At 60.0% G+C, this 22,777-nt stretch carries 17 protein-coding genes; 12 read left to right on the plus strand and 5 right to left on the minus strand.

The annotated features are described in order from the left end of the window. The first annotated feature begins 37 nt into the window (after positions 1-37). Positions 38-883: a sugar phosphate isomerase/epimerase family protein gene (locus LMG28727_RS08785; protein WP_201641919.1), complete on the plus strand. Its 846-nt coding sequence runs from the start codon at positions 38-40 to the stop codon at positions 881-883. Positions 884-1,633: 750 nt separating this feature from the next. Here the strand turns inward: LMG28727_RS08785 and LMG28727_RS08790 are convergent. Next, positions 1,634-2,734, minus strand: coding sequence for a PAS domain-containing hybrid sensor histidine kinase/response regulator (locus LMG28727_RS08790; protein WP_236591711.1), 1,101 nt, complete (start codon positions 2,732-2,734; stop codon positions 1,634-1,636). A gap of 313 nt (positions 2,735-3,047) precedes the next feature. Between LMG28727_RS08790 and LMG28727_RS08795 the strand changes: the two genes are divergently transcribed. Genes LMG28727_RS08795 through LMG28727_RS08845 form a run of 11 tightly spaced genes read left to right on the plus strand, consistent with a single transcriptional unit; the run spans position 3,048 to position 15,022 of the window. Beyond that, positions 3,048-4,970 carry a methyl-accepting chemotaxis protein gene (locus LMG28727_RS08795; RefSeq protein WP_201641921.1) on the plus strand — a complete coding sequence of 641 codons (1,923 nt, stop codon included), beginning with the start codon at positions 3,048-3,050 and terminating at the stop codon, positions 4,968-4,970. Then, entirely contained in the window at positions 4,963-6,492 is a 1,530-nt protein-coding gene (locus tag LMG28727_RS08800; RefSeq protein WP_201641922.1) for a chemotaxis protein CheW, read from the plus strand. The genes LMG28727_RS08795 and LMG28727_RS08800 overlap by 8 nt, the downstream gene beginning before the upstream one ends. After that, complete coding sequence (gene cheB / locus LMG28727_RS08805) at positions 6,489-7,589, plus strand: chemotaxis-specific protein-glutamate methyltransferase CheB (RefSeq protein WP_201641923.1); 1,101 nt, start codon at positions 6,489-6,491, stop codon at positions 7,587-7,589. Before LMG28727_RS08800 ends, cheB begins: the two co-directional genes overlap by 4 nt. Continuing rightward, positions 7,561-8,196: a HEAT repeat domain-containing protein gene (locus LMG28727_RS08810; RefSeq protein WP_201641924.1), complete on the plus strand. Its 636-nt coding sequence runs from the start codon at positions 7,561-7,563 to the stop codon at positions 8,194-8,196. The genes cheB and LMG28727_RS08810 overlap by 29 nt, the downstream gene beginning before the upstream one ends. Next, positions 8,193-9,041 (plus strand): CheR family methyltransferase, encoded by an 849-nt coding sequence (locus LMG28727_RS08815; RefSeq protein WP_236591678.1) that lies wholly within the window; start codon positions 8,193-8,195, stop codon positions 9,039-9,041. Before LMG28727_RS08810 ends, LMG28727_RS08815 begins: the two co-directional genes overlap by 4 nt. Then, on the plus strand, positions 9,038-9,424 hold the full coding sequence (locus tag LMG28727_RS08820; protein WP_201641925.1) for a response regulator: 387 nt from the start codon (positions 9,038-9,040) through the stop codon (positions 9,422-9,424). The genes LMG28727_RS08815 and LMG28727_RS08820 overlap by 4 nt, the downstream gene beginning before the upstream one ends. Next, positions 9,421-11,622, plus strand: a complete 2,202-nt coding sequence (locus LMG28727_RS08825; protein WP_201641926.1) for a chemotaxis protein CheA — start codon at positions 9,421-9,423, stop codon at positions 11,620-11,622. The genes LMG28727_RS08820 and LMG28727_RS08825 overlap by 4 nt, the downstream gene beginning before the upstream one ends. A 57-nt stretch (positions 11,623-11,679) precedes the next feature. After that, the gene (locus LMG28727_RS08830) at positions 11,680-11,949 is read left to right on the plus strand and encodes a hypothetical protein (RefSeq protein ID WP_201641927.1); all 270 of its coding nucleotides are present in this window, start codon (positions 11,680-11,682) and stop codon (positions 11,947-11,949) included. Between the two features lie 10 nt (positions 11,950-11,959). Further along, a complete protein-coding gene (locus LMG28727_RS08835; protein WP_201641928.1) occupies positions 11,960-12,337 on the plus strand; it encodes a response regulator transcription factor in 378 nt (125 codons plus the stop codon). 4 nt (positions 12,338-12,341) lie between these two features. Next, entirely contained in the window at positions 12,342-12,986 is a 645-nt protein-coding gene (locus LMG28727_RS08840) for a chemotaxis protein CheX (protein ID WP_201641929.1), read from the plus strand. 5 nt (positions 12,987-12,991) lie between these two features. Beyond that, positions 12,992-15,022: a PAS domain S-box protein gene (locus tag LMG28727_RS08845; RefSeq protein ID WP_201641930.1), complete on the plus strand. Its 2,031-nt coding sequence runs from the start codon at positions 12,992-12,994 to the stop codon at positions 15,020-15,022. Between the two features lie 410 nt (positions 15,023-15,432). Here the strand turns inward: LMG28727_RS08845 and LMG28727_RS08850 are convergent, their stop codons facing one another. The 4 genes from LMG28727_RS08850 to LMG28727_RS08865 all read right to left on the minus strand — a co-directional run bounded on the left by LMG28727_RS08850 (position 15,433) and on the right by LMG28727_RS08865 (position 22,428). Next, positions 15,433-16,911, minus strand: coding sequence for an MFS transporter (locus tag LMG28727_RS08850; RefSeq protein WP_201641931.1), 1,479 nt, complete (start codon positions 16,909-16,911; stop codon positions 15,433-15,435). A 125-nt stretch (positions 16,912-17,036) separates the two neighbouring features. Next, positions 17,037-18,977 carry an aconitase family protein gene (locus tag LMG28727_RS08855; protein WP_201641932.1) on the minus strand — a complete coding sequence of 647 codons (1,941 nt, stop codon included), beginning with the start codon at positions 18,975-18,977 and terminating at the stop codon, positions 17,037-17,039. A 153-nt stretch (positions 18,978-19,130) separates the two neighbouring features. Further along, positions 19,131-20,033, minus strand: coding sequence for a LysR family transcriptional regulator (locus LMG28727_RS08860; RefSeq protein ID WP_201641933.1), 903 nt, complete (start codon positions 20,031-20,033; stop codon positions 19,131-19,133). A gap of 181 nt (positions 20,034-20,214) precedes the next feature. Continuing rightward, a complete protein-coding gene (locus tag LMG28727_RS08865) occupies positions 20,215-22,428 on the minus strand; it encodes a beta-glucosidase (protein ID WP_201641934.1) in 2,214 nt (737 codons plus the stop codon). Between the last annotated feature and the right edge of the window lie 349 nt (positions 22,429-22,777).

The following is a 22,777-nucleotide window of genomic DNA, read 5'->3' on the forward strand; positions in this document are numbered from 1 at the left end:
CATGATCGGCAACCCTCAACGACAGTCGGATTGCAACATGGAATCTCTGCATCTCACCCGTTGCTCCATCAACACCGCCACACTCGGACATCGCGAACCGCTCGACGTGACGATCGACCGGATTGCCCGGGCGGGGTTCGGTGGGCTAGCCCCCTGGCGTCATGAAGTCGAATCTGCAGACGTCAGCAAGATTGCCAGACAGATTCGCGCACACGAACTCAAGGTCAGTGGATATTGTCGTTCGACCTATTTCCCCGCATCGACACGAGAGCAGCGTCTCGCCAACATCCAGTCGAACGTACGGGCGCTGAACGACGCGGCGGAACTAGGCGCTGAGTGTTTTGTAATGGTCGTGGGCGGCCTGCCTGAAGCTAGCCGCGACCTGTCAGCCGCGCGCTTGCAGATACAGGACGGCATCGGCGCGTTGCTCGAAGCCGCTCGCAGGCTTGGCGTCCGGTTAGCGATTGAGCCACTGCATCCGATGTATGCGAGCGAAAGGTCGGTCGTCAACACGATCGAGCAGGCAAACGCCATCGCACGCGAGCTTGATCCGCATAACGACGGCTTCCTTGGTGTCGCCGTCGACGTCTACCATTGCTGGTGGGACCCGGCGCTCGAAACCGGGGTAGCGTCACTCGGCGACGACAAACGCATTTTCGCGTACCACGTCTCCGACTGGCTGGTGCCGACGACAGACATGTTGCTTGATCGAGGCATGATGGGAGATGGCGTGATCGACCTACAGGGTTTTCGGCGGGCAATCGAGAAGGCGGGATATGCCGGTATGGTCGAAGTCGAGATTTTTTCACGCGACAACTGGTGGAAGCTGCCACCCGATCAAATCTTGCAAACGTGCGCCGCGCGATTGCGAACCGTCTGCTGAGAGTTCAGTCAGATACCCGGCATTGTCCTGATGAGCGATGCGTAATTTTTGTCGAGCGATAGCGTGTCTCCTATCGCGACCCAGCCGGCATCGTCTTTTCCAAACTTTTCGCGCTGGGGAGACGCCGTGTTCGATGATCGTTTTCTCAGTGGCGGTTTGTCAACGTGGCGGGAACTGGCGTCGCAGCATGGCTGCATAGGTGCATTCCTACTCGAAGTCCGCAGTTGCTCCAGTACATCGGCGACTTACAGTTAATCACTCGAAGCTTACTGTGGAAACCTCAAAGCGGTCACGATGCCCGACACCGCATGCTTCTGAAATGGAGCTTCGGACCAACCCCGGAACGGCTTGAATGTCTCTCGCCAAGTACGAACCGGTCAGATGAACGTCCGCCGTTATCTTTGGCGAACGTCACATAGTGGCCGAACTGGGCCTTAAGACGACCGGCATATCGCGACCCGTTTCCGCCGCTCCCGTTTCTCCGAAACGGACGTTCCGAGAGCAACATATGTGTCGTTGATGGTCGTGTACTTGGGACGTTCAGCAGCGTTTAACGATCACAGTCCGCGCATTAATCCCTTGCGACGATCACCTTGTTCTCCTGTTTGATGCCGCCAAGATCGAAGTACGCTGACGTTTCTTCCTTGCATGGATATTACGCGTGAGTGCGGTGCGGATTTGACGGCGAAACCAAACTGAAGCTGACGCGCCGTTTTTCCCATTTGCCTGCTGGCGTGGCCGACGAGAGGATCAGCGCTGCACGAAACGAGGCAGATAAATGGTCACCGCGGCGCCCTGGCCCGGCTCGCTCTGAATAAACGCCTGCCCCCCGTTCTGTTGGGCAAAGCGCTGCACTACGGATAGGCCCAGGCCCATTCCCAGTCCGTTCGGTTTAGTTGTAAAAAAAGTCTCGAACGCGCGATCCCTAATTTCTGCTGGCATTCCTGCGCCCGAGTCTTTTACCGCAATGATGACGTAGGGTCCCCGCGGCAGCGTGGTCGCCGGTCCGGACGTCGCTGCGCTCACTTCGACATTGTTGCTCTGGATTGTTATCGTGCCACCTCCCGCCATAGCCTCATAGGCGTTCAAAAGCAGATTCAAAACGGCAGTCTCCGCTTGCACTCGATCGCAATAGGTTTCCCAAAGGTCGGGGGCGAGCACCAGATCCACCGATATTTTCGGGGGAAGCGCACCGCGCAGCATTTCCTGCACCCCGACGAGCATCTGGTTGACCGCCAACACCTGCGGTTGAGACAATTGAGGGCGCAGCAATTGGCGCACTTGATGGTTGAGGGTCGCTGCACGCTGCGCGGCACTGATGGCGTTGGTGATGAAGCGTTCCGTCTCAGGCCCGCGATTGGTCGAAACCAAGCGGCGGATCAGTTCCAGAGAAGCGACGACACTTTGCAGTTGATTGTTGAAGTCGTGGGAGATTCCATTGGCCAACTGCCCCATGGTCGCTGTGCGGTCAAGTTGAAATAACGCCTCTTCAGATTTCTCTAATGCCGCGTTAGCACGCCTTTCAGCGCTTACGTCGCGACCGATAAAGAAGACTGACGTGTCGACGGTGACGGCTCGCCATGACACCCAAGCGGGCTCATCGCTCTTGTGCATGCACCTGTTGGTAAAGGCAAGCGCTTTGCCGCCTTTGTCGATGGCCGCCAGCGCGGCCACCGTCAGTGCACGATCGTCAGGATGAACCAGTCCCACAAATTTTTTTTCGCGGAATTCGCTTAGCGACCAACCAAGGACATGCGCGCATCCGGAGTTGACGTCCAATATCCCATAGGCCAGGTCCGCCTCGATCAGCATTTCCTGAGAATGGCAAGTAACGCTCTCGGGCAGGTTCACCAAGATAATCTGTCCCTATCTGAAGTTTCTCGCGCGCGCAAGAGGCCGATTATCGATCCGCGCCTACATCAAGCGCTCTGGCGAGAGCATATCAAACCGCCACAAGGTCCAAACACTCCCGGTGGTCCGGCACCTGCAAAAAAGACAGCCTGTGGTCGCTGGAGGCTGCATTGGGCTCCCGGTATCACCCAATCTCGAAGTCGGGATATACAATGCCCCCTGCTCGTCGGGGTCCATGGGCTGACGCCCTGCTTCGAGACATAACCCAGCCTTGACGGGCGCAGAGCGCAAAGCCTCAAATACTGAGGGAGATATGACACTCGTAAAGAAATCTAAAATCGCGGCTTCTGCCTTGAAATCAACGGCCCCGACCCCGGCTCCAGCCACGCCCGCCCCGGCCAAGAAGACGCGCGCTGCCCCTGCCCCTGCCCGCCAACAGACCATATCCGAACGGGTTGCCGCCGCAACTGAGGAATTGGCCGCCGGGCTCACTCAGGCGTCCGCAGCGACCAAAGAACTCGGCCGTTCAATGGAACAAATCGCCGCCGGGGCCGAAGAAGCCGCAAGCGCGTCCCAACAGCAATCGGCCGGAATGAAACGCATCGTCGCGTCACTCGCAACCGCGAAAGCGGAAGCCGATGCTTCTGGGCGCCGTGCTGAAACAGTCTTGACCTCGCTTGTTGAGACTAACGCGCAGATCGCCTCGTCTATTCGCTCGATCGAACGCAACGCCGAGCGCCAGCTTGCGGCCGTCGGCATGATCAGCGAACTTGAACATCGCGCCAAGGAGATTGCGACGATAACGCAAACCGTAAGCGATATCGCCGATCAGACCAATATCCATGCGCTGAATGCCGCCATAGAAGCGGCGCGCGCCGGCGAACAGGGGCGCGGTTTTGCCGTGGTGGCAGAGGAGGTGCGCACCTTGGCCGAAACTTCGGATAAAAGCGCGCAGGCGGTCCAGCAGCTCTCAGAGGTTATTCAGGCCGATGTGGGTGCCGTCGTCGCCGCACTAAAGTCAGCTTCGGAAAACGCCACCGCCCAGACCGAGGCTGCGAGCAAGGTGATCGAGAGTCTGGCGAGCCGAAGAAGCGACATGATTCGCATTGGCGAGGACAGCCGTGCCATTTTTGCCGCCGCGATAGAAGCTGAAAGCGCCGCGCTTGAAGCCGAGAAGGGTACTGAGGAAATCGCTAGCGCCGCCGAAGAGCAGTCCTCCGGCGCAGTGGAAGCGCAGGCAGTGGTCCAGGAACAGCACAAGTCACTGGAACAATCACAAATAGCAGCTCGCACCTTGGCGACCCTTTCCGAAGAGCTCCGAAACGGGACAGGTGGCGCCTCAACCGCTGAGCAGATCAGTTCCTCGGCCGAAGAACTTTCGGCAACGATCCAGGAACTGGCCGGTGCCGCCACAGAAGTCATGGCCGCGATCGAGGAAATCAATCGTGCCTGCCAATTGCAGGCCTCGGCCACGCAGCAAACTTCCGCCGCTCTAGCGCAGATCGAAAAGAGCGCCCAGCTGTCGCAGGAGAACGGGCGGGGAGCACGCGAGCGGGTGAAGGCGCTCGAAGCGGGGCTGGCGCAGAGCAGCGAGGCCATCAAAGGCCTGATCGAAGGTGTCAAGGTCGCCCTGCAGGAGACCCAAAACAGCGTCAAGACCGTTGGCCGCCTTGGCACGGTAGGACGGAAGATCGAAAAGACCGTTAATGCCATTTCGATGACCACCCTCCAGACCGGCATGCTGGCGGTCAGCGGCCTGGTCGAAGCAGCACGCGGCGGAGATGCCGGACGCGGTTTCGCCGTAGTCTCGACTGATATCCGTAATCTCGCACGCGAAGCCTCGGAAAATATTGACCGCGCCAAGGATACCGTGCGGGACCTCCTCGATCAGGTCGCGCTGCTGGAGCGCGAGCTTGATCAGATCATTGTCTCCGCTGAGCTCGAAGTACAAAACAACGAGGCCGTTTCATCGTCGCTCGAAAGAATCTCTCACGAGATCGAGGCGTTGGGCGCCGGGAGCGCGCTCATTGTCGAAGGTGCCGACACCATATTGTTAGCCACCGTGGAAGCCGCCGCCGGGGCGCGCCAGGTCGCCAGCGCTGCAGAGGAAGCAGGTGCCGCCTCCCGTGAAGCGGCGAGCGCTGCTGCCCAACAATCGCAAGGGGCTGAGGATCTCGCCGCCGCCATTGAAGAGATTGCCTCGCTCGCCGATGAACTGAAGTTGCAAAATGCCTGAAATTCTCGAAGACGCGGGAGCGGCATCGTCCCTTCAATTCTTGACCTTCAGGATTGACGGGCGGCGCTATGCGCTGCCGGCGCATGAAGTCGCGGTGATCATCCGCGTCCCGCCGATGTCTCGGGTTCCACAAAGCCCCCCAGCGCTTCTTGGTATCACTAATTTGGGCGGAGCCGTCCTGCCGGTCGTCAGTCTGCGCGGGTTGCTAGGCATTGAGGAGACGCAAGCGCGTGCCAGCACGCGCGCCGTCGTTCTGGACATCGGGAGCAATGTAGCCCTTGTCGTCGATGCAGTGGATAGCCTGATTGAGATTTCGCCCGAGCGGATTGAATCGCATCAATCCGAACTGGGGATGGAAACCGGCGAGAAGCTGAAGGGGACATTTCTGACCGGCGCTGAAGGCGAAGCCGCGAAAATCCTCGACATCAAAGGCCTCCTGGATACCGCGTTCGCGAAACGTGCAAGCGCCGCGCACCGAACCGCGCGTACCGTGATGGCCGGAACAGTCGCAGTGGTCGAGGAAGTGAAAACTGCACATGAAATGTTGCTCACCTTTGAGGTCGCCGGTCAGGAATTTGCCCTTGATCTCACCGATGTTCAAGAAATCATTCCCGCTCCCAAAGCCCGCACCGCAATCCCCAAAACTGAAACGTTGGTCCTCGGGGTCACGGCTTTGCGCGGTACCTTGCTGCCGCTTCTATCCTTGCGCGGTCTGCTTGGCTTTCCGACTGCCGCGAAAGCCGCCAGCCGCGAAAAGGTCGTGGTCTTGAATGTTAACGGCGCGCAGGTGGGGCTGGTCGCCGATGCGGCGCGTGCGATCGTGGCGGCGGAAACCCATCTTGTCGATCCGATTCCGGGCGTTCTGGCCTCCCGCGCGGGCGGAGAATCGAGGATAAGGGCGATCTATCGCGGCGATGCCGGCAAGCGGTTGATATCGATCCTGGCGCCGGAGCAGTTGTTTCGGGAGGATGTAATGCAACGCTTGCGCGCACATCACCAGCGAGGCGAATCGCAATTGACTGCACAAGCGCCTGCCGCGGAAGACAACGAGAATTTCTTGATCTTTCAGCTAGGCGGCGACGAATTTGCCCTTCCTATCGATGCGGTCGAAGAGATTGCGGCCCTCCCTGCGCAGATCACCCGCATTCCAAAAACGCCGAAATTTCTGGAAGGCGTGGTCAATCTTCGCGGTGCGGTGCTGCCGGTGATAGATCTTGGCCGCCGCTTCGACATGCCCCTGTCGACGCAAGCAAAGGGGCGACGCCTTGTCGTGGTCCGCACCGAACGGCGCCGTGCTGGCCTCATTGTGGATGGCGTCTCCGACGTTCTGCGGACCAGCGAAGCGGCAATTAGAGGGGCGCCGGACTTGACAGATGACATCGCTCGACTAGTTAGTGGCGTCATCAACCTCGATGCGTCGGGCCGCATTGTTCTTGTGCTTTCCCCGCCTGAGTTGCTGACCCGCGCCGAGCGCGGCATACTGGATAAATTCCAGGCAGATCAAGGGCGGGTTGTTGAGTGATTAAAGTCCTGATCGTCGATGACTCCGCTCTGGTGCGAAAGCTCTTTGGCGGCGTCTTCGGGAATGACCGCGAATTCGAAATCCAGTTTGCGCCTAATGGCCTGGAAGCGCTGGAGCAACTGAAGGCCTTTAAGCCGAATGTCATCACGCTTGATGTCCAGATGCCTGGGATGAACGGACTGGAGTGCCTTGACCGGATCATGCTGGAAAAACCCACGCCGGTCGTCATGGTATCGACCCTGACGTCGGAGGGAGCCGAAGCGACACTTGACGCGCTACGCCTGGGGGCCGTCGACTTCGTGACCAAACCAGGCGGCGCGGTCTCCATGCGCATGGCAGAGTTTGCCCCCATTCTCCTGGAAAAGGTGCGCGCGGCCGCAACGGTTAAGGTCAGGGCTAGCGCGCGCCTGCGAGAGCGCATTCGACACCGCGCCAACATCTCCAACGCTATAGGGACCCGTGTCCCAAGGCCCAAAGATCGGGCACCGCCGCTCGCGCCTGAGGCCGGTGAGGGGCTAGTGGTTGTGGGAACCTCGACTGGCGGGCCGCCCGCGCTTGAGGCTCTGCTGACCACGCTTCCCGCAGGCTTTCCTTGGCCTATCGTAATCGCCCAGCATATGCCGGCAAGTTTCACCGGCGCTTTGGCGCGTCGCCTGGATGGCATTTGCAGTATTAGTGTTCAGGAAGTCCGCAGCCCAACCGCGCTGAAACCTGGAACGGCATATATCGGGCGTGGCGATGCCGACGTCATTGTGACCCGCCGTGCCGGGGCGTTGTTCGCCATGGCTGTGCCCGCCGAGGCGGGCTACCCTTGGCATCCAAGCACCAATCGGCTCGTGCGGTCCGCCGCGGAGCATGTCGCCCCCCGCCAGCTTGTGGGCGTTCTAATGACCGGTATGGGCGATGATGGCGCTGCAGCCATGGTCGAGCTGCGCGCATCGGGCGGTGCGACGATCGCCGAGGCCGAAGAAACCGCCGTGATCTGGGGTATGCCTGGTGAACTGGTGAACCGCGGCGGTGCCGAATGGGTCGAACCCCTGCCAGGGATCGCCGATCGCTTGATGTCCCTTGTTCCTGTCCATGCCGCTAATTCGTAAATCATCTACTTCTCCAATCCCGTTACTCTCCGGTAAGGACGACGTTTTGCGCGCCCTCTTCGAGGGGAACACCGAGGAACGTTGGGTTGCAGCCCGCATCGCCGGCGGTGTGACCGGAGGTGCGAAGGCCTTGGGGGCCGCGCTACTTCTTGAGCGCGACGCTCGTGTGCGCGAGGCGATCCTCACCAGCCTCACCCGTATGGCCAGCCCGGATGCGGTTGAGGCGGTCCTGCCCTTGATGCGCGCAGAGATCGCAGCCTTGAGGACCGGGGCCATCGATGCATTGCGGGCGATGAAGCAGGCAGCATGGCCTTATCTGCCACAACTGCTGGCCGACCCCGACGCCGATGTCCGCTTGCTGGCCTGTGAGATTACGCGAACGCTTCCTGGAGAAGAAGCGACAACGCTTCTCTGCGGCCTGATCGAGCGCGAGAGCGAGGCCAATGTCTGCGCCTCGGCCATCGAGGTCCTGGCCGAGCTTGGCACCGCCGAGGCTCTCCCCGCTCTCGAACGGTGTGCCGCACGCTTTCAAGGCGAGCGTTTTCTCGAGTTCTCGATCAAGGTCACCGGCGACCGCATCCGGTCGCAAACTGCCGGACTGGCGTGAGCGAGTTCACCGCGATCACCGAGGAGGAATTCCGCAGGCTTTGCGAATTCATCTACCGGCGTACAGGGATGGTCTTCACTGAGGCCAAGCGTTACTACATCGAACGCCGTGTCGTGGAACGCATGTCGATCGCGGGCTCCGGAACTTTTGCGAGTTATTTCGCACGCCTGCGTACCGATGTAGACCACGAGATTGAGCGTCTCATCAATGCAGTCACTGTCAACGAAACCTACTTTTACCGGGAAGACCACCAGCTCCGCTGCATGACCAACGATCTTCTAGCCGATCGTCTGAAGCATAAGGCCAGAGGAGAAACCATTCGCATCTGGTCGGTGCCTTGCTCGACCGGCGAAGAGCCCTTTTCGATTGCCATCTGGCTGCTCGAAAACTGGCGATTGGTCGATCAATACGACATCGAAATCGTCGGCTCTGATATCGACACAACGGTGATGGAGAAGGCCCACGCCGGGCTCTTCGGCAAGCGCGCCTTGATGCGCCTGCCGGACGACCTCGTCCGGCGGTATTTCGAACCGCAAGGAGGCGAGGTCTGGAAGATCATCGAAGAATTGCGCGAATCGGTCCTCTTCACTCCGGTCAACATTGTCGACCCCGCTGAGACGCGTCAGCATGGACGCTTCGACATCATCTTTTGCCGCAACGTCCTGATCTATTTTGACGATGCCTCGCGCCGCGTCGCCGCGGAAAACCTTTACGAGAATTTGATGCCTGGGGGATTTATCTGCCTGGGGCATACGGAGTCGATGAGTCGCATTAGCCCCTTGTTTTCAGTGCGGCGTTTCACCGACGCGATCGTCTATCAAAAAGCCACGGGAGGACCCGCATGAGCGATAAGAAGATACGCGTAATGGTGGTCGATGATGCAGCGCTTGTGCGCCTCTTCTACCGCGATACGCTTGAGAAAGCGGGATTCATCGTGGATGAAGCGCTCAACGGACTGGAGGCGCTTGAAAAAGTTCTTTCTGAAGCCCCGGACTTGCTCATCGTCGATGTCAACATGCCACAGATGGATGGCATTACCTTCGTCAAAACGCTTCGACGACAGGAACGTCCTGTGGCGGGAATTCCGGTCCTCATCACCAGCACGGAGGCGGCGCCGCAAGACTTTGCCGCTGCCCGGGAGGCAGGTGCCAATTTCTACCTGGTGAAGCCCATTGACCCAGACAGGCTGCTCGCTTTCGCCGCCATGATGTGCGGGGTGGCCGCATGAACGAATTCCTCGAGCAGTTTGTGATCGAATGCCGCGAACAGGTCGAGCAGGCGACCGCCGATCTTTTGGCGCTCGAAAAATCGCCATCGAACATCGAAAGACTGGACAGTGCCTTTCGCGCATTTCACAGCCTGAAAGGCGGCGCGGGTATCGTCGACTTTGACGCGATGGCCGAAGCCGTTCACGGGGCGGAAGACGGCCTCTCGTACGCCCGCAAGGGGACGATAGCGATCTCGCCGACATTGATCGGCGATTGCCTTGCCTGCCTTGATCAGGTTATCCAATGGGTCGACGAGATCGCCAGGTCCGGTGACCTTCCCAAAGATGCTAGCAAGGAAGCGGCGGCCGTCGTGGCGCGTTTCTCACGCGGAGAGCGGGCGGATGCTGGCATCGATCAGCGGCCAGAAGTGAAACAACCTGTCGGCTGGCTCGCCACCATATTGGCGGAACATCCGGACGCTGCGCGAGAGGCGCAATGCGCGGTCCGATATACGCCTGGCGCGGATTGTTTCTTCTCCCAAGAGGACCCACTTGCGCGCATTGCAGGACTCCCGGGGCTATTGATCGTCGATGTCTCCCCGGTACATCCGTGGCCGCAGTTGTGCGATCTTGATCCGTTTCAATGCAATCTCGTCCTGGTGGCCCTTTCGAGCGCTTCGGAGACCGAGATTCGCAAAGCCCTGGCCGACGTTTTGGATCGCTGCCACATTGAAGCGTTGGGAGAGGCCGTCCGGAGGCCCGCTTCCTCCTTGTCACCCGACGCCCGCTCCTTATTCGAGGCACAACTTGCGCTTCTTGAGAGCACGGTTGACGATGACCTTGCCGGTAAAGTCGCATCCGCCGGCGCGGTCGTGGCGAATGTGTTTCTTGCCCAGGGCGACAATAGCCTGGCGGTCCCGATCGAAAAAGCAACGGCGCAAAGCTTGGCAGAAGCCCAGACCGCTCCCCTCGCTAGCGCGATCAAGGCAATCCTTTTTGAGGAGGCCGCCAAACCCGGCCCGCCAGTACCTTTCGGGACTGAGCATGAGACCGCAGCGCGGACCTTGCGAATTGACGCCGGGCGGGTGGACAGTCTGGTCGATCTAACGGCCGAGCTCACGGTCGCCAAGAACGCAATCGGCCACGTCGTGGCTTTGGCCCAGAACGGCGAAGAGGGATTGGAGCCGCTATTAAAGCAACGCTTCGCCGTCCTTGACCGCCTGATTGGTGAATTGCAGCAGGGCGTACTCGCCCTGAGGGTTCTGCCTCTGCGGCATGTGTTCCAGCGATTTCCTCGCCTGCTGCGCGAGATTGCGGCAGGCCTCGATAAATCCGTCGATCTGGTGACGGAAGGTGCTGAAACGGAAGCCGACAAAGCCATCGTCGAGATGCTCTTCGAGCCGCTTTTGCATGTGGTGCGCAATGCTATCGATCACGGCATTGAGGACAAAGTACGCCGCCTGGCGCTCGGCAAGCCAGCGGTTGCGAAGCTCGGGCTTCGTGGCTATCGGGAGGGCGAAAACGTCGTCGTCGAGATCACCGATGACGGACAAGGGATCAATGTGGAGCGAGTTCGCCAGGTGGCGCTTGAACGCGGTGTGGTAACTGCGGAGGCGCTTGCCGCCATGAGTGAAGCGCAGGTCACGGCCTTGATCTTTGAACCGGGGTTTTCGACGGCCCAGTCGGTAACCGATCTCTCTGGCCGGGGCGTGGGCATGGACGTGGTTCGCACCAAGGTTGTTCGCATGGGCGGCACGGTCGGTATCGAGAGCACGCCCGGAGCGGGCACTGCAGTCCGCTTTACGCTCCCCTTCAGTGTCATGCTTACCCGGATCATGGTGGTGAGCGCCGCGGGGCAGAAATTTGGCATTCCCCTCGATGCCGTGGTTGAAACTTTACGCGTGGGTCCTGACGCCATTGCACGGGTGGGCGCAGCGCAAGCGATCGTGCTGCGCAACCACACCGTTCCGGTAATCGATCTGCGAGAGGCCCTCAATTTGCACGGCGAGGGTGACCGAGGCCGAAACGCCGTTCTGGTCGTCGCCAACGTCGACGGCGTTCCCAGCGCCCTCCGGGTCGACGTGATAGGCGAGCGCTTCGACGCCATGTTGAAACCCCTGGAAGGCCTTCTGATTGGGACCCCCGGCCTGGCCGGCTCAACCCTCCTTGGCGATGGAAGCGTTCTTTTGATCCTGGACCTTACGGAGCTCTGTCGATGACTGTCCAAGCCGCTGTAAATGGCATAGTCGTCCTGTCTGGCGAGTGCCCCAGCGAAGATGCTGAACCTCTTCAGCGCCATCTTCTGGCGGATCCTGTTCCCGCAGTTGATTGGCGGACTTGCGAAACGCTGCATGCCGCCGTTTTTCAGGTTCTTCTGGTCGCCCGCCCGCAAATGGTTGGGCCGCCGCGAACTGATTTCTTGCGCCAGCTTGCCGGGCATTTGCCTCGCGCGGGAAAGTTATGACAGAAGGGCGGACTTGACTGTAAAATTGTTGCTGATTCCGTCCACCGAAAGCCACGACAATGCCGCAGCACTGCCCCGATAATGCCGCAGCAATGAGCGTTACCATTCTGATCGTCGATGACAGCAAATTGGCGCGCATGTCAGTCGTCAAGTCGCTGAAAGCCCTTCAGCCAGACTGGACCCGCCTTGAGGCAGGTAACGCCGAGGAGGCCCTTGCCCTCACTCAAAACAGCAACCCCGATATCGCGCTCCTCGACTTCAACATGCCGGGCCTTGATGGTCTCGATCTCGCCGCTGAGCTTCGTGACTCCCATCCCCGCATGGTGATCGCCCTCATTTCGGCCAACCGGCAGCAAGACGTAATCGCACGCGCCGAAGCGATGCAGGCCAGCTTTCTCGCCAAGCCCCTCACGGAAGCTGCGCTTGCGGTGTTTTTGACCAAAGCCGTAGATGCGCTCGGAAAGGACTGACGGTTTGAACGCGTCCACGCCCGTCCATCTGAGTGAATTGGAACTCGATGCGCTCACTGAGTTGGTCAATCTGGGCATTAGCGAAGCTGCCGGTGATTTGGCAACAATGGTTCGCCAGGAAGTAGTCTTGTCGGTCCCGAGGGTCGCTCTGGTTGGACGGGATGAAGCGATTCATGTACTTGGTGGCGCTGAAGCCAAAGATCTGGTCGCTGTGCATCAGGTGTTTGAGGGCGATATCATCGGTCGTGCGCTTTTGATCTTCCCTGAAGCAAAAAGCCTCGAACTCGTCCGAGCTGTTGTCGGCGGCGAGTTGTCTTTAGAAGACATCATCGAGCTGGAACAGGAAGCACTTTCCGAAACCGGTAATGTCATCTTGAATGGCTGCCTTGGAACGATTGCCAACGAACTTGAGCGCAGCCTGAAAATCTCACTGCCAGAGGTTCTTCACGGGCAGAGCGCGGATTTATTCAATCTATCCCCCCCGCCGGAGTCCGGCGACACGGTGATGCTGATCTATATTCACTTCGCGGTCCGTGAGCGTGATATAGACGGGCATATCGCAATGCTGCTCGATATGCCTTCTCTGGCAGTCTTGAAAGATCTACTCACTGCCTATATCCGTCGCGTGGCGGGCGACGTTCAGATTTAGACCTCATGGCCGATAAGGATAAGTTTTTCCAAAATCCCATTCTCGACGCCGTCGATGCCGGGATGATTGTCCTTGACGTCGACCGACGCATTGTCCGCTGGAACGCCTGGATGACGTCGGCGAGCGGTCGAGGTCAAGAAGAGGTCTATGGTGCGCGCCTTGCCGAGGTTTTCCCGGATTCCAGCCTTGGGCGTCTTGATGCCGCCATCACCGCTGCCATCAAGCGCGGACTTTCTGGTCTATTGACGCATGCGCTCCACGCTCAACTCCTGCCGCTGCGGACGAGAGCCGGTCGCGAAATGCTGCACGACATAACTGTCTCTTCAATCCCCGATGGCTTAGACGGGAAATGCCTGATTCATATCGTCGATGTGACCATGGCCGTGCGGCGCGAGCGCTATCTGCGCGATCGCCAGAAAGCGCGCTATGACGCGGTGGTTGAAAATGCTCCCGATGCCATCCTGACCCTTGACGCGGATGGCATCATTCGCCTTGCCAATAACGCAACCCAAGCTCAATTCGGATATGACCACGGTGAGCTGGTTGGCCAGCCCGCGGCCTGCCTCTTTGAAGCGAAGGAAATCTGGCAAGCGGCGTGGCACCGCATTCTCGAAGAGGCAGAACTTCCACAGCCGGTGGAATTGACTGTTCTGCGCAAAGACGGTTCTCACGGATACTTCGAACTATCGGCTTCGCGTTGGAAGAACGACAACCACGTTCATGTCACCGCTATCCTGCGCGACGCTGGTGAGCGCCGAACCGCGGAAATGGAATTGCGAGCCAGCGAAGAGCGCGCTCGCGCCTCGGCGAAGGCGCTGGCGGAACTCAATGCGACGCTGGAACAGCGGGTCATTGAACGCACGAATCAACTACTGGAAGCCGAAGACGCACTCCGTCAAAGTCAGAAGATGGAGGCCATCGGCCAGCTCACCGGTGGAATTGCGCATGATTTCAACAATCTTTTGCAGGGCATCGTCGGCGCCCTCAATATGGTGCAAAAGCGCATGGCTGAAGGGCGGATCAGCGAAATCGAACGGTTTTTGCAGGGGGCAGTTTCATCTGCCGAGCGCGCTTCTACACTGACGCACCGTCTTCTCACATTTTCGCGTCGCCAGCCGATCGCCCCCCGACCTATCGATGTCAACGCACTGATCGGAAGCATCGAAGAACTTGTGCGCCGATCTCTGGGCGAGCGCGTAAAGATGGTCATTTCGTGCGCCGACGACCTCTGGCTGATTCGCTGCGACGCCAATCAGCTCGAAAATGCCATCCTCAATCTCGCGATCAATGCGCGTGATGCGATGCCGGACGGCGGTACCTTGACGATTTCCGTCGTTAATGCATCGTTCGACGCAGCGCAGGCGCTGATCCGGGACCTGCAGGCGGGTGACTACATCGTCCTTCGCATTCATGATACCGGCGTCGGAATGCCTCCAGATGTTCAGGCTCGCGCCTTCGATCCTTTCTTTACCACCAAACCGCTAGGCAAGGGAACCGGGCTCGGGCTTTCCATGATCTATGGCTTTGCCCGTCAAGCCGAAGGGTCTGTGCGGATCAAAAGCGAAGTGGACAACGGGACGACCATCGAGCTCAGCCTCCCCCGATTCGATGGCAACGCGGCTGTCGTTTTCAGCGAGCCTCCCGCCGTTGCCGAGGATGGCACTGGCAACAATGAAGTGGTGCTGGTGGCCGAAGACGAAGAGGTCGTGCGCCTTCTGGTGGTGGAGGTATTGGGTGATCTTGGGTACCGTGTGCTTGAGGCGGCGGACGGCCGCGCGGCCTTGCGGATATTGCAATCAACGCAAAAAATCGATTTGTTTGTGACTGATATCGGCTTGCCCGAAATCAACGGCCGGCAAGTGGTCGATGCAGCGCGTGAATTACGGCCGTCTTTGAAGGTGCTCTTTATGACCGGTTACGCGGAAGTCGCGGCGGACGGGCAGTTTTTGGAGAAGGACATGGAACTCATCGCCAAACCCTTCACCGTGGACAAGTTGGCAGCGAAGATCAGGGAGATGCTGTCGGTAGGCGCGTAGCCTGTGAAGCTCTGCGATAGTTGCTGAATAGGCTAATAAATGGCAAAACGCACGAGGATTTGTCCGATCCGAAGAGCGGCCTTCGCCTGTATGTCTCCTTCGATAAGTTGGTATGCGCTCGATCTGTACACCGAGTGTCGTTCGAATTTCGTACCATTGCCCAAACGGGCGTGCGTCGGCCAATCGACGCAACGGAGATGCGGCCAATGATCTACACCAAATCGGAGCGTTGCCTCTCCGAGGTTGCCTGGCTCTTCATGATGTACTCGAACGGCAAAACTGTATTTCCCTGAGAAATCGATCTCGGTTGACATAGATTGCCGGTGGAAGTTTAAATTGGACCGTGCATGCTCAAATGCCCCCCGGGAAAATAGGTTTAATAGTGGGAGATGGGCGCCGCCCTTCTTTACTTACTGAGAAATTTTTTCCAGTTCGAGACCTTTCGTTCGCGGCCCCATCAAGCCGATCGCCAGCATCACGATCAGCATCGCCCCTGCGATAAACACGAACACTCCCGCCGTTCCGAACTGCTTTAACACTTCAGCAATCAGAAACGCCGTGAAAATCGCGGAAAAACGGCTCCACGAATAAACAAAGCCCACCGCCCGCGCGCGAATGCTGGTCGGAAAAAGCTCTGCCTGATACGCGTGAAAGCTATACGAAATGATGTTGCCCGCGAGCGTCAGGCACACGCCGAGACTCACCAGCAGTACCGCGCCCGACGCCTGGCTGAACCACAGCCCGCAGACGATATTCACGCCGGCCATCACCACGATCACGGTCTTGCGCTCGAAGCGGTCGCCGATAAACAGCCCGATCACCGGACCTAACGGCGCAGCCAGCGCGATCACGCTCGAGTACATCAGGCTCGTGGTAATCGTGATGCCCTGCTTGATCAGCAATGTCGGCACCCAGTTCGCGAAGCCGTAAAAACCCACCGTCTGGAAGATATTGAAGATCGTCATCATCAGCGTGCGGCTGCGATACGGCGGTACCCACATATCGCGGAAACTACCACGCGGTGCAACCGGCACCGCAGGCGCGGGCGGCGGCAACTCGCGGCCGTATTCGCGGCGCACCTTCGCTTCGAGTTGCGTCATCACGCGATCGGCTTCGGCAACGCGCCCTTGCTGCGCGAGCCAACGCGGGCTTTCCGGCAGTGCGCGGCGGATCCACCAGACAAACAGCGCACCGTGTGCGCCGATCAACACGACCCAACGCCAGCCGTCGAGGCCGAACAGCGTACGCGGCACCAGCAGAAACGACAGAAACGCCACCACAGGCACAGCGGTAAAACCCACCGCCTGCTCACACGCGAATGCGCGGCCGCGAATCTGCTTGGGCACCAGTTCGGAAATGTAGGTGCCGATCGTCACCAGTTCGACGCCGATACCGATCCCTGCGATAAAGCGCCAGACATTCAACCCGGTAGCGGTTTCCTGAAACGCCATGATGACGTTCGCCACCGTGTACCACAGCAACGAATACGTGAAGACGGCGCGGCGTCCGAATCGATCCGCGAGAAAACCGCAGGCAATCGTGCCGATAAAAAGCCCGCTGAACAATGCCGCGATAAAACTCGCGACGCCGGTCGAGCCGAACAGCCCGTGCGTCGTCGCGGTCAGCAGTCCACTCTTGACGAGGCCCGGCGCGATATAGCCGGAATACAACAGATCGTAGAGTTCGAAGAAGAAGCCGAGGCTCAGCAGCACTACCAGCTTCCAGATAGAACGGGTGGCGGGCAGCCGGTCGAGCCGAGCTGAAATGCTGCCGGCGTCGAGCGATGCGGCGCCGGCTCCGCCCGGTTCCGCACTGGCGGCTGCGGACCCGGCTGGCGCCGCGTGCGCGCCGTTGCGCGTGACCGACCCGGTGTGATCGGGGGATGCCATATTGTTTGTCTCCTCGTAATGCGGGCGAAGTATGAAGCTCGCCGGGGCCGGTCTGGTGCCGGCCTGTCGACCTTTTCGCGCATTGCACGCACCACGACGCCGGACCTCGGGGTCCGGCCAGCATTCTAGCCGCGAGCGCGCTTCAATTGTTCGAAGGTCGTGATTTTTCCGGCCAATGCGCTGGCCGCCACCGTATAGGGACTCGCGAGCCACACGTTGCCCGGCCCCGAACGGCCCGGGAAATTGCGGTTGATCGCACTGATCGTCACCTCATTCGCGTGCGCCGATTGACCGGGTCCGCAATTCGCGCACGATCCGCAGCCCGGCATCACGAGCGTCACGCCGGCGCGCTCGAAGACCGGTAAATAGCCCTGTTCTTCGCAATACGCGCGCACCGCCATGGTGCCGAATTGCAGGAACAGACGCGTACCGTCGGGCACCCGGATACCCTGCTCGACACCCCAGCGCAGCACTTCATGATAGAAGTCGAAGTCTTCGCGCTTGCCAGCCGTGCAGGAGCCGCCGTACGCGATATCGATCGCGACGTCCTGCTCGAGTTGTGGCGCGGCAACGCCGTTGCCGGGATCGCCGGGGCGCGCGAGCATCGGTTCGATCGCGCTCGCGTCGATCCGGATCGTGTCGCGGTACACGGCGCCCACGTCGCTCTTCATCCAGCTCTCAACGGCAAAATCGACTCCGCGCCGCTCTTTCAGAAACGCCACCGTGCGCTCGTCCGGCTCGACGATGCCGGTGAAGCCGCCCAATTCCGCGACCATGTTCGTCAAGGTCGCCCGCTCGTCGATCGACATTGCCCGCACCGCCGCGCCGCCATATTCGAAGACGAGTCCGATTGCGCTGCCCGAACGGATCGCGTCCATCCGCAGCAGGTGCAGCACGACGTCCTTGGCGGTCACGCCGTCACGCAATGCGCCGTCGATTTCGATACGCAACGTCTCCGGCACCTTGCAGCGCACATAGCCCGTCACCCAGCTATTGGCGATTTCCGTCGCACCCGCGCCGAACGCGAGACAGCCCAGTGCCCCCGAATGCGGCGTGTGCGAGTCGGTGCCACATGCCACCTGCCCCGGCAATGCATACTGCTCGGCCATCAACGCGTGACAGATACCTTCGGAGCCGGGCGCGTTGTCGAGCGCGCCATGCGAGCGCACCGGATAGTCGCGTGAAAACGACGTATGGCCTTCCATCAGATTCGCGACGCCTGACAACAGACCGTCGCGCACATGCGGAATGCTCTGCGACGCGAGCACCAGATGGTCCTGAAACGCGATGATGTGATCCGGCGCACGCAGCGGCGCGGGCTTACCGAACGCGCGATGCATCAGATGCGCACACATGCCGGTGAAATAGTCGTGGCTGAAGCGCCAGTCGGCGGCAATGAATACGCCGTCGCCACGCTGCGCGTCTGCGATGCCGGGATGCAGATGACGGTCGATGATTTTTTCGACCAGCGTCTTCGGGCCGCTGCTGGCCGAGAACTCTCGTACGCGCGGCGCGGGCCAGTCGGCGAAACGGCTGTAGGCAAGCAGGCCGCCGCTGCGAACAATCTGCTGCGTCAGCGCGTCACGGCCTTTGAGAAACGCTTCAATGGAGATCGCTTCGCCCGCGATCAGACGATCGAGCACGGTGAAATCGGTGGTGGTCAGAATGCCGATGTTGTCGCAATTCTGCTGATAGATACGCTCGAAACTCTCCGCGACGATCAGCCGGATTCCCGCCGACAACTCCGCCAGCGGACTCGATTCGCGCGACGACCCCTTGCCATAGCGCTTGCCCGCCACGGTCACCTGGAAGCCGCCGTCGCGGATCGCATTGCGGCCAATCGGCATGCGCTCACCGGCCTTGAAGCCGACATACGGAAACTGGCCGAGGCGCTCGTCGTAGGTGAGCATCACGGTGACGGGGGTGATCTCGTCGGTGGACACGTTATCGCGCAACGGACCCGCCGTCGCGCGCGTGACATTTTCACCGGCGAGTTGCGCGTCGATCACAGCAGGGTCTTCCGACAGGTACAGCACGCGGCCGTCCAGACGAATCGTATCGGTCATGACGAGGTTCTCCTTGCGCTCACTATACGGCGCGCAAACCCGTTGCCGAAGTGCTGGTGCGGCAACGCAGCCCTCTCGTCTGGAGATGTTAGAGGTTAAAGCTCAGACGTTGGTCGTTAGAAGTCAGGCGCTGACAGACGAGCGCCCGACGCGCTATTTGGCGGTGCCGAGAAACCCGACCAGCGCCGCCGCGCTTGCGCTCAACTGCTCACGCGCCTTGAAGATCATGATGAGGCGGCGTACGGCCCAGGCATCGCTCAGAGGCAGCACACGCACGTCGAGTGCATTCACGTAGAGCAGTCCGACCTGCTCCGGCACGACTGCGATGCCGAGCCCCGCATGCACCATCCGGCACAACGCGTCGAGACTGCTGACGCGTATCTTCACGTCGAGTTTGCGCCCGGCCGTGGTCGCCTGCTCCGCCAGAAGACGCGTGAGTGCACTCTCGCTGCGCAAGCCGACAAAGCGGTCGTCGAGCAGATCGTCGAACGCCACGCGCTGCGCCTGCGCAAGACGATGGCCGCCAGGCACCAGTACCGCCAGACGATCCTGCCGGTAGGGCAACTGTTCGAACGCTTCGCTGCCGGCCACCGGGTTGCAAATGCCGAAGTCTGCCCCGTGTTCGTCGACAATACGCAATACGTCGGCGCTATTCTCTTCTTCGAGTTCGATCGTCACCTCCGGAAACGCCCGCCCGAACGCGGCAACATCTTCCGGCAGGAACTGTACGATCGAAGAAAGATTCGCGACTACTCGCACGCGTCCTTTCGCGCCCGACGAAAAGCGCGACAACTCCGCGCTCATCTGTTCGATGTGGCCGATGATCGCCAATGCGTAACGCAGTACGGTCTCGCCGACCGGCGTCACGGTAATGCCGCGCGACTGCCGCTGAATCACCGGCAAGCCGATTACCGCCTCGATCTCCGCAATGCGCCGGCTCACTGCAGACGACGCAATGAACTCGCGCTCGGCCGCGCGAGCGATGTTCCGCTCCTGGCAGACGGCCACGAACAGACGCAGCGAAGTCAGATCGAGTTTCTTGAGGAGGTTTTCCATGATGTCGTCAGGCGATCGATCTCCGAGGGTGAATCGGATTGTGACGCGGATTGCGTCATTCGCCAAAACGATGGGGGGAAATACGGGTTAAAGCCGATCACCAACAGATTGATGACCGGCGTCCAGCGCGCCATCCGGACGCGCAACATCACGCGCCCGGAGGCAGTACAGACTACGACGCCTAGTGTGCCTGCAACCGGATATCACGCGACGAAGCGCCGACGTACACCGTGCTGCCCGATACATAGCGCCAGTTGTTGCGCGACGTGTCCCACACGCTTTGCATGCGCGGCGTGACCGTCACATGCACCTGGCGCGATTCGCCCGGGTTCATCGCCACCTTGTTCCAGCCGACCAGACGCCGCGGCGGCTCGCCGTTGTACGGCACGCCGAGATACACCTGCGGCACTTCTGCGCCCGGTACGCGGCCATCGTTACGCACCTTGAACGACACGTCGAGCGAGCCGCCCGGCAGGTGCGCCACCGAAATGCCCGAGTACGAGAAATGGGTGTACGACAACCCGTATCCGAACTCGAACATCGGCGTGATGTTGTTCGCGTCATACCAGCGATAGCCCATGTCCAGCTTTTCCGCGTAGACCGGGTTCGACTCGAAGGTGCCGTTCGTGCCCCACGTCGGCGTATCCTGATCTCGAACCGGGAATGTCACCGGCAGCTTGCCCGACGGATTGACCTTGCCGAACAGCACGTTCGCAATCGCATTGCCGCCGCCCTCGCCCGGATACCACGCTTCGACGATCGCCGACACGTTGTCCTTCCACGGCATCAGCACCGGGTTGCCGCTTTCCACGACGACGATCGTGCGCGGATTGACTGCCGCCACTGCTTCGACGAGCGCGTCCTGATTCGACGGATTCGCGAGGCTCAGGCTTTGCAGATCGCCGAAGTCCTCACCCGCCGGTTGCGCGACGACGACGATCGCCACGTCCGATTGACGCGCGAGCGCCACCGCCTGGTTGATCTGCGCCTGCGTGTAGGCGGCGAACGGCGAGCTCTGATCGCTATTGCCTGCAAAGCTCACCTGGGCCGACGGTGCGAGTGCGTGGATCGCCGACACGAGCGGTGTGCTCACCTTCAACCACGGGTTGGTCCACCAGCCACATCCCGTCGACGTACCGAACGTCAAGCCGCCGCAACCCGCGAAGTTCCCCGTGACCGGGTCGCGCGTGTTGCCCGAGCCGCCGCCTGTCAGCACCGCAGCATCGGCGTGGCCGCCGATCACCGCAACGCGCGACAGCGAGCCTGCCGACAGCGGCAACTGGTTGTTGTCGTTCTTCAGCAGCACCATCGACTGCTCTTCGACCGACTGCGCAAACGCGTTCGCGGCAGCGAAGTCGATCGTGCCACCAGGCTGGGCGGGATGGTCCATCACGCCGGTGCGGATCATCACATACAGCTTGCGCCGCACCATGTCGTCCAGACGCGCGGTCGATACCGAGCCATTCGCAATGGCCTGCTTGACCAGATCGGGCGTCAGATAGACCGTCGAGCCGACGTCTTCTTCTTCATCAAGACCCGCGTTGATCGCATTTGCGGTACTGTGCGTCGCGCCCCAGTCCGACTGGACCTGCCCTTCGAAGTGCCAGTCGTTCTTCAGCACGTCGTTGAGGATATGCGAGTTTTCGCACGCGTAAATGCTGTTGACCTCGTTGTAACTGCACATCACGCTGCCGGGCTGGGCACGCTTGGCGGCAATTTCAAAAGGCAACAGATAGATCTCGCGCAACGTGCGTTCGTCGATCTGGCTATTGCCACCACTGCGGTTATGTTCCTGCTCGTTGCCTACGTAGTGCTTGATCGTCGCGATGACCTTCTGGCTCTGCGTGCCGTCGCTACGCTCGGCGAGCATCTCGCCAGCAAGCAACGGATCTTCGCCGAGGAACTCGAATAGCCGGCCGCCACGCGGCTCGCGCGCGAGATTGACGCCACCGCCCAGCCCCATACCGAAGCCCTGCGCGCGCAGTTCTATTGCCACCTCTTTGCCGTAATCCGACGACAAGCCACGGTCCCAGCTTGCCGCCAGGCCGATCGTCGACGGGAATGTCGTGCTCGGCTGCGACGTGCTGCCGGAGCCGGTCGACGAATCGACCATGTTCAGATCGGGAATACCCAGGCGCGGCACGCCTTGAATGTAACCGCCACCGCCGCCCGGCACATTGGCCATCGCGTATTCGGAGTGGATGAATTGCAGCTTTTCGTCAATGGTCATTCGGGCGACGAGCGCGTCGGCGCGCCGATGCGCGACTGCCGAATCGAATGCATTGATGACCGCCGAAGTCGGCGAAAAATCGGGTAGGAAATTCGTGATACCCGCATTCGCGGCAGCACAGGTAAACGCGGTAAATGCGAGCGCTGCCCATATTTTCTTCTGCATCAGTGTCTCTCCGGAATTGTGCTTTTTTAGGGAAATGCGAAAGTGGCGCGCGTCGGTTGGGTTGGCGGCGGACGCGAAGGCACGCAACGCAGGATAGCTGCGCAAACGTTTGCCTTTCAGGAGGAACCGGACCAGCCGGATGGGCCGTAATGATTCTTCGTGGAAGCTAATGTAAGAATGTAGTCTGACTACAGCATCGGTAGTTTTACTAATTCCCTTTGTTTTTATGCGGATTGACGGGTCAACTGAAGGCTATTAGTAATTAACTGAATTTATTTCGATTAATTGAATGCCGCTTGCATTTTAATTAGGAATTTTTATTCAGCGAAAACATAAATGACGCAGTGCA

The organism is Paraburkholderia metrosideri, assembly GCF_904848625.1.
In the GTDB taxonomy this organism is placed as follows: domain Bacteria; phylum Pseudomonadota; class Gammaproteobacteria; order Burkholderiales; family Burkholderiaceae; genus Paraburkholderia; species Paraburkholderia metrosideri.

What these genes read in the sequence shown, in the direction of transcription:
- LMG28727_RS08785 (WP_201641919.1), top strand. Translation starts at nt 38, where the DNA reads ATGGAATCTCTGCATCTCACCCGTTGCTCCATCAACACCGCCACACTC.
- LMG28727_RS08795 (WP_201641921.1), top strand. Translation starts at nt 3,048, where the DNA reads ATGACACTCGTAAAGAAATCTAAAATCGCGGCTTCTGCCTTGAAATCA.
- LMG28727_RS08800 (WP_201641922.1), top strand. Translation starts at nt 4,963, where the DNA reads ATGCCTGAAATTCTCGAAGACGCGGGAGCGGCATCGTCCCTTCAATTC.
- LMG28727_RS08820 (WP_201641925.1), top strand. Translation starts at nt 9,038, where the DNA reads ATGAGCGATAAGAAGATACGCGTAATGGTGGTCGATGATGCAGCGCTT.
- LMG28727_RS08825 (WP_201641926.1), top strand. Translation starts at nt 9,421, where the DNA reads ATGAACGAATTCCTCGAGCAGTTTGTGATCGAATGCCGCGAACAGGTC.
- LMG28727_RS08830 (WP_201641927.1), top strand. Translation starts at nt 11,680, where the DNA reads ATGCTGAACCTCTTCAGCGCCATCTTCTGGCGGATCCTGTTCCCGCAG.
- LMG28727_RS08835 (WP_201641928.1), top strand. Translation starts at nt 11,960, where the DNA reads ATGAGCGTTACCATTCTGATCGTCGATGACAGCAAATTGGCGCGCATG.
- LMG28727_RS08845 (WP_201641930.1), top strand. Translation starts at nt 12,992, where the DNA reads ATGGCCGATAAGGATAAGTTTTTCCAAAATCCCATTCTCGACGCCGTC.
- LMG28727_RS08850 (WP_201641931.1), bottom strand. Translation starts at nt 16,911, where the DNA reads ATGGCATCCCCCGATCACACCGGGTCGGTCACGCGCAACGGCGCGCAC.
- LMG28727_RS08855 (WP_201641932.1), bottom strand. Translation starts at nt 18,977, where the DNA reads ATGACCGATACGATTCGTCTGGACGGCCGCGTGCTGTACCTGTCGGAA.
- LMG28727_RS08860 (WP_201641933.1), bottom strand. Translation starts at nt 20,033, where the DNA reads ATGGAAAACCTCCTCAAGAAACTCGATCTGACTTCGCTGCGTCTGTTC.
- LMG28727_RS08865 (WP_201641934.1), bottom strand. Translation starts at nt 22,428, where the DNA reads ATGCAGAAGAAAATATGGGCAGCGCTCGCATTTACCGCGTTTACCTGT.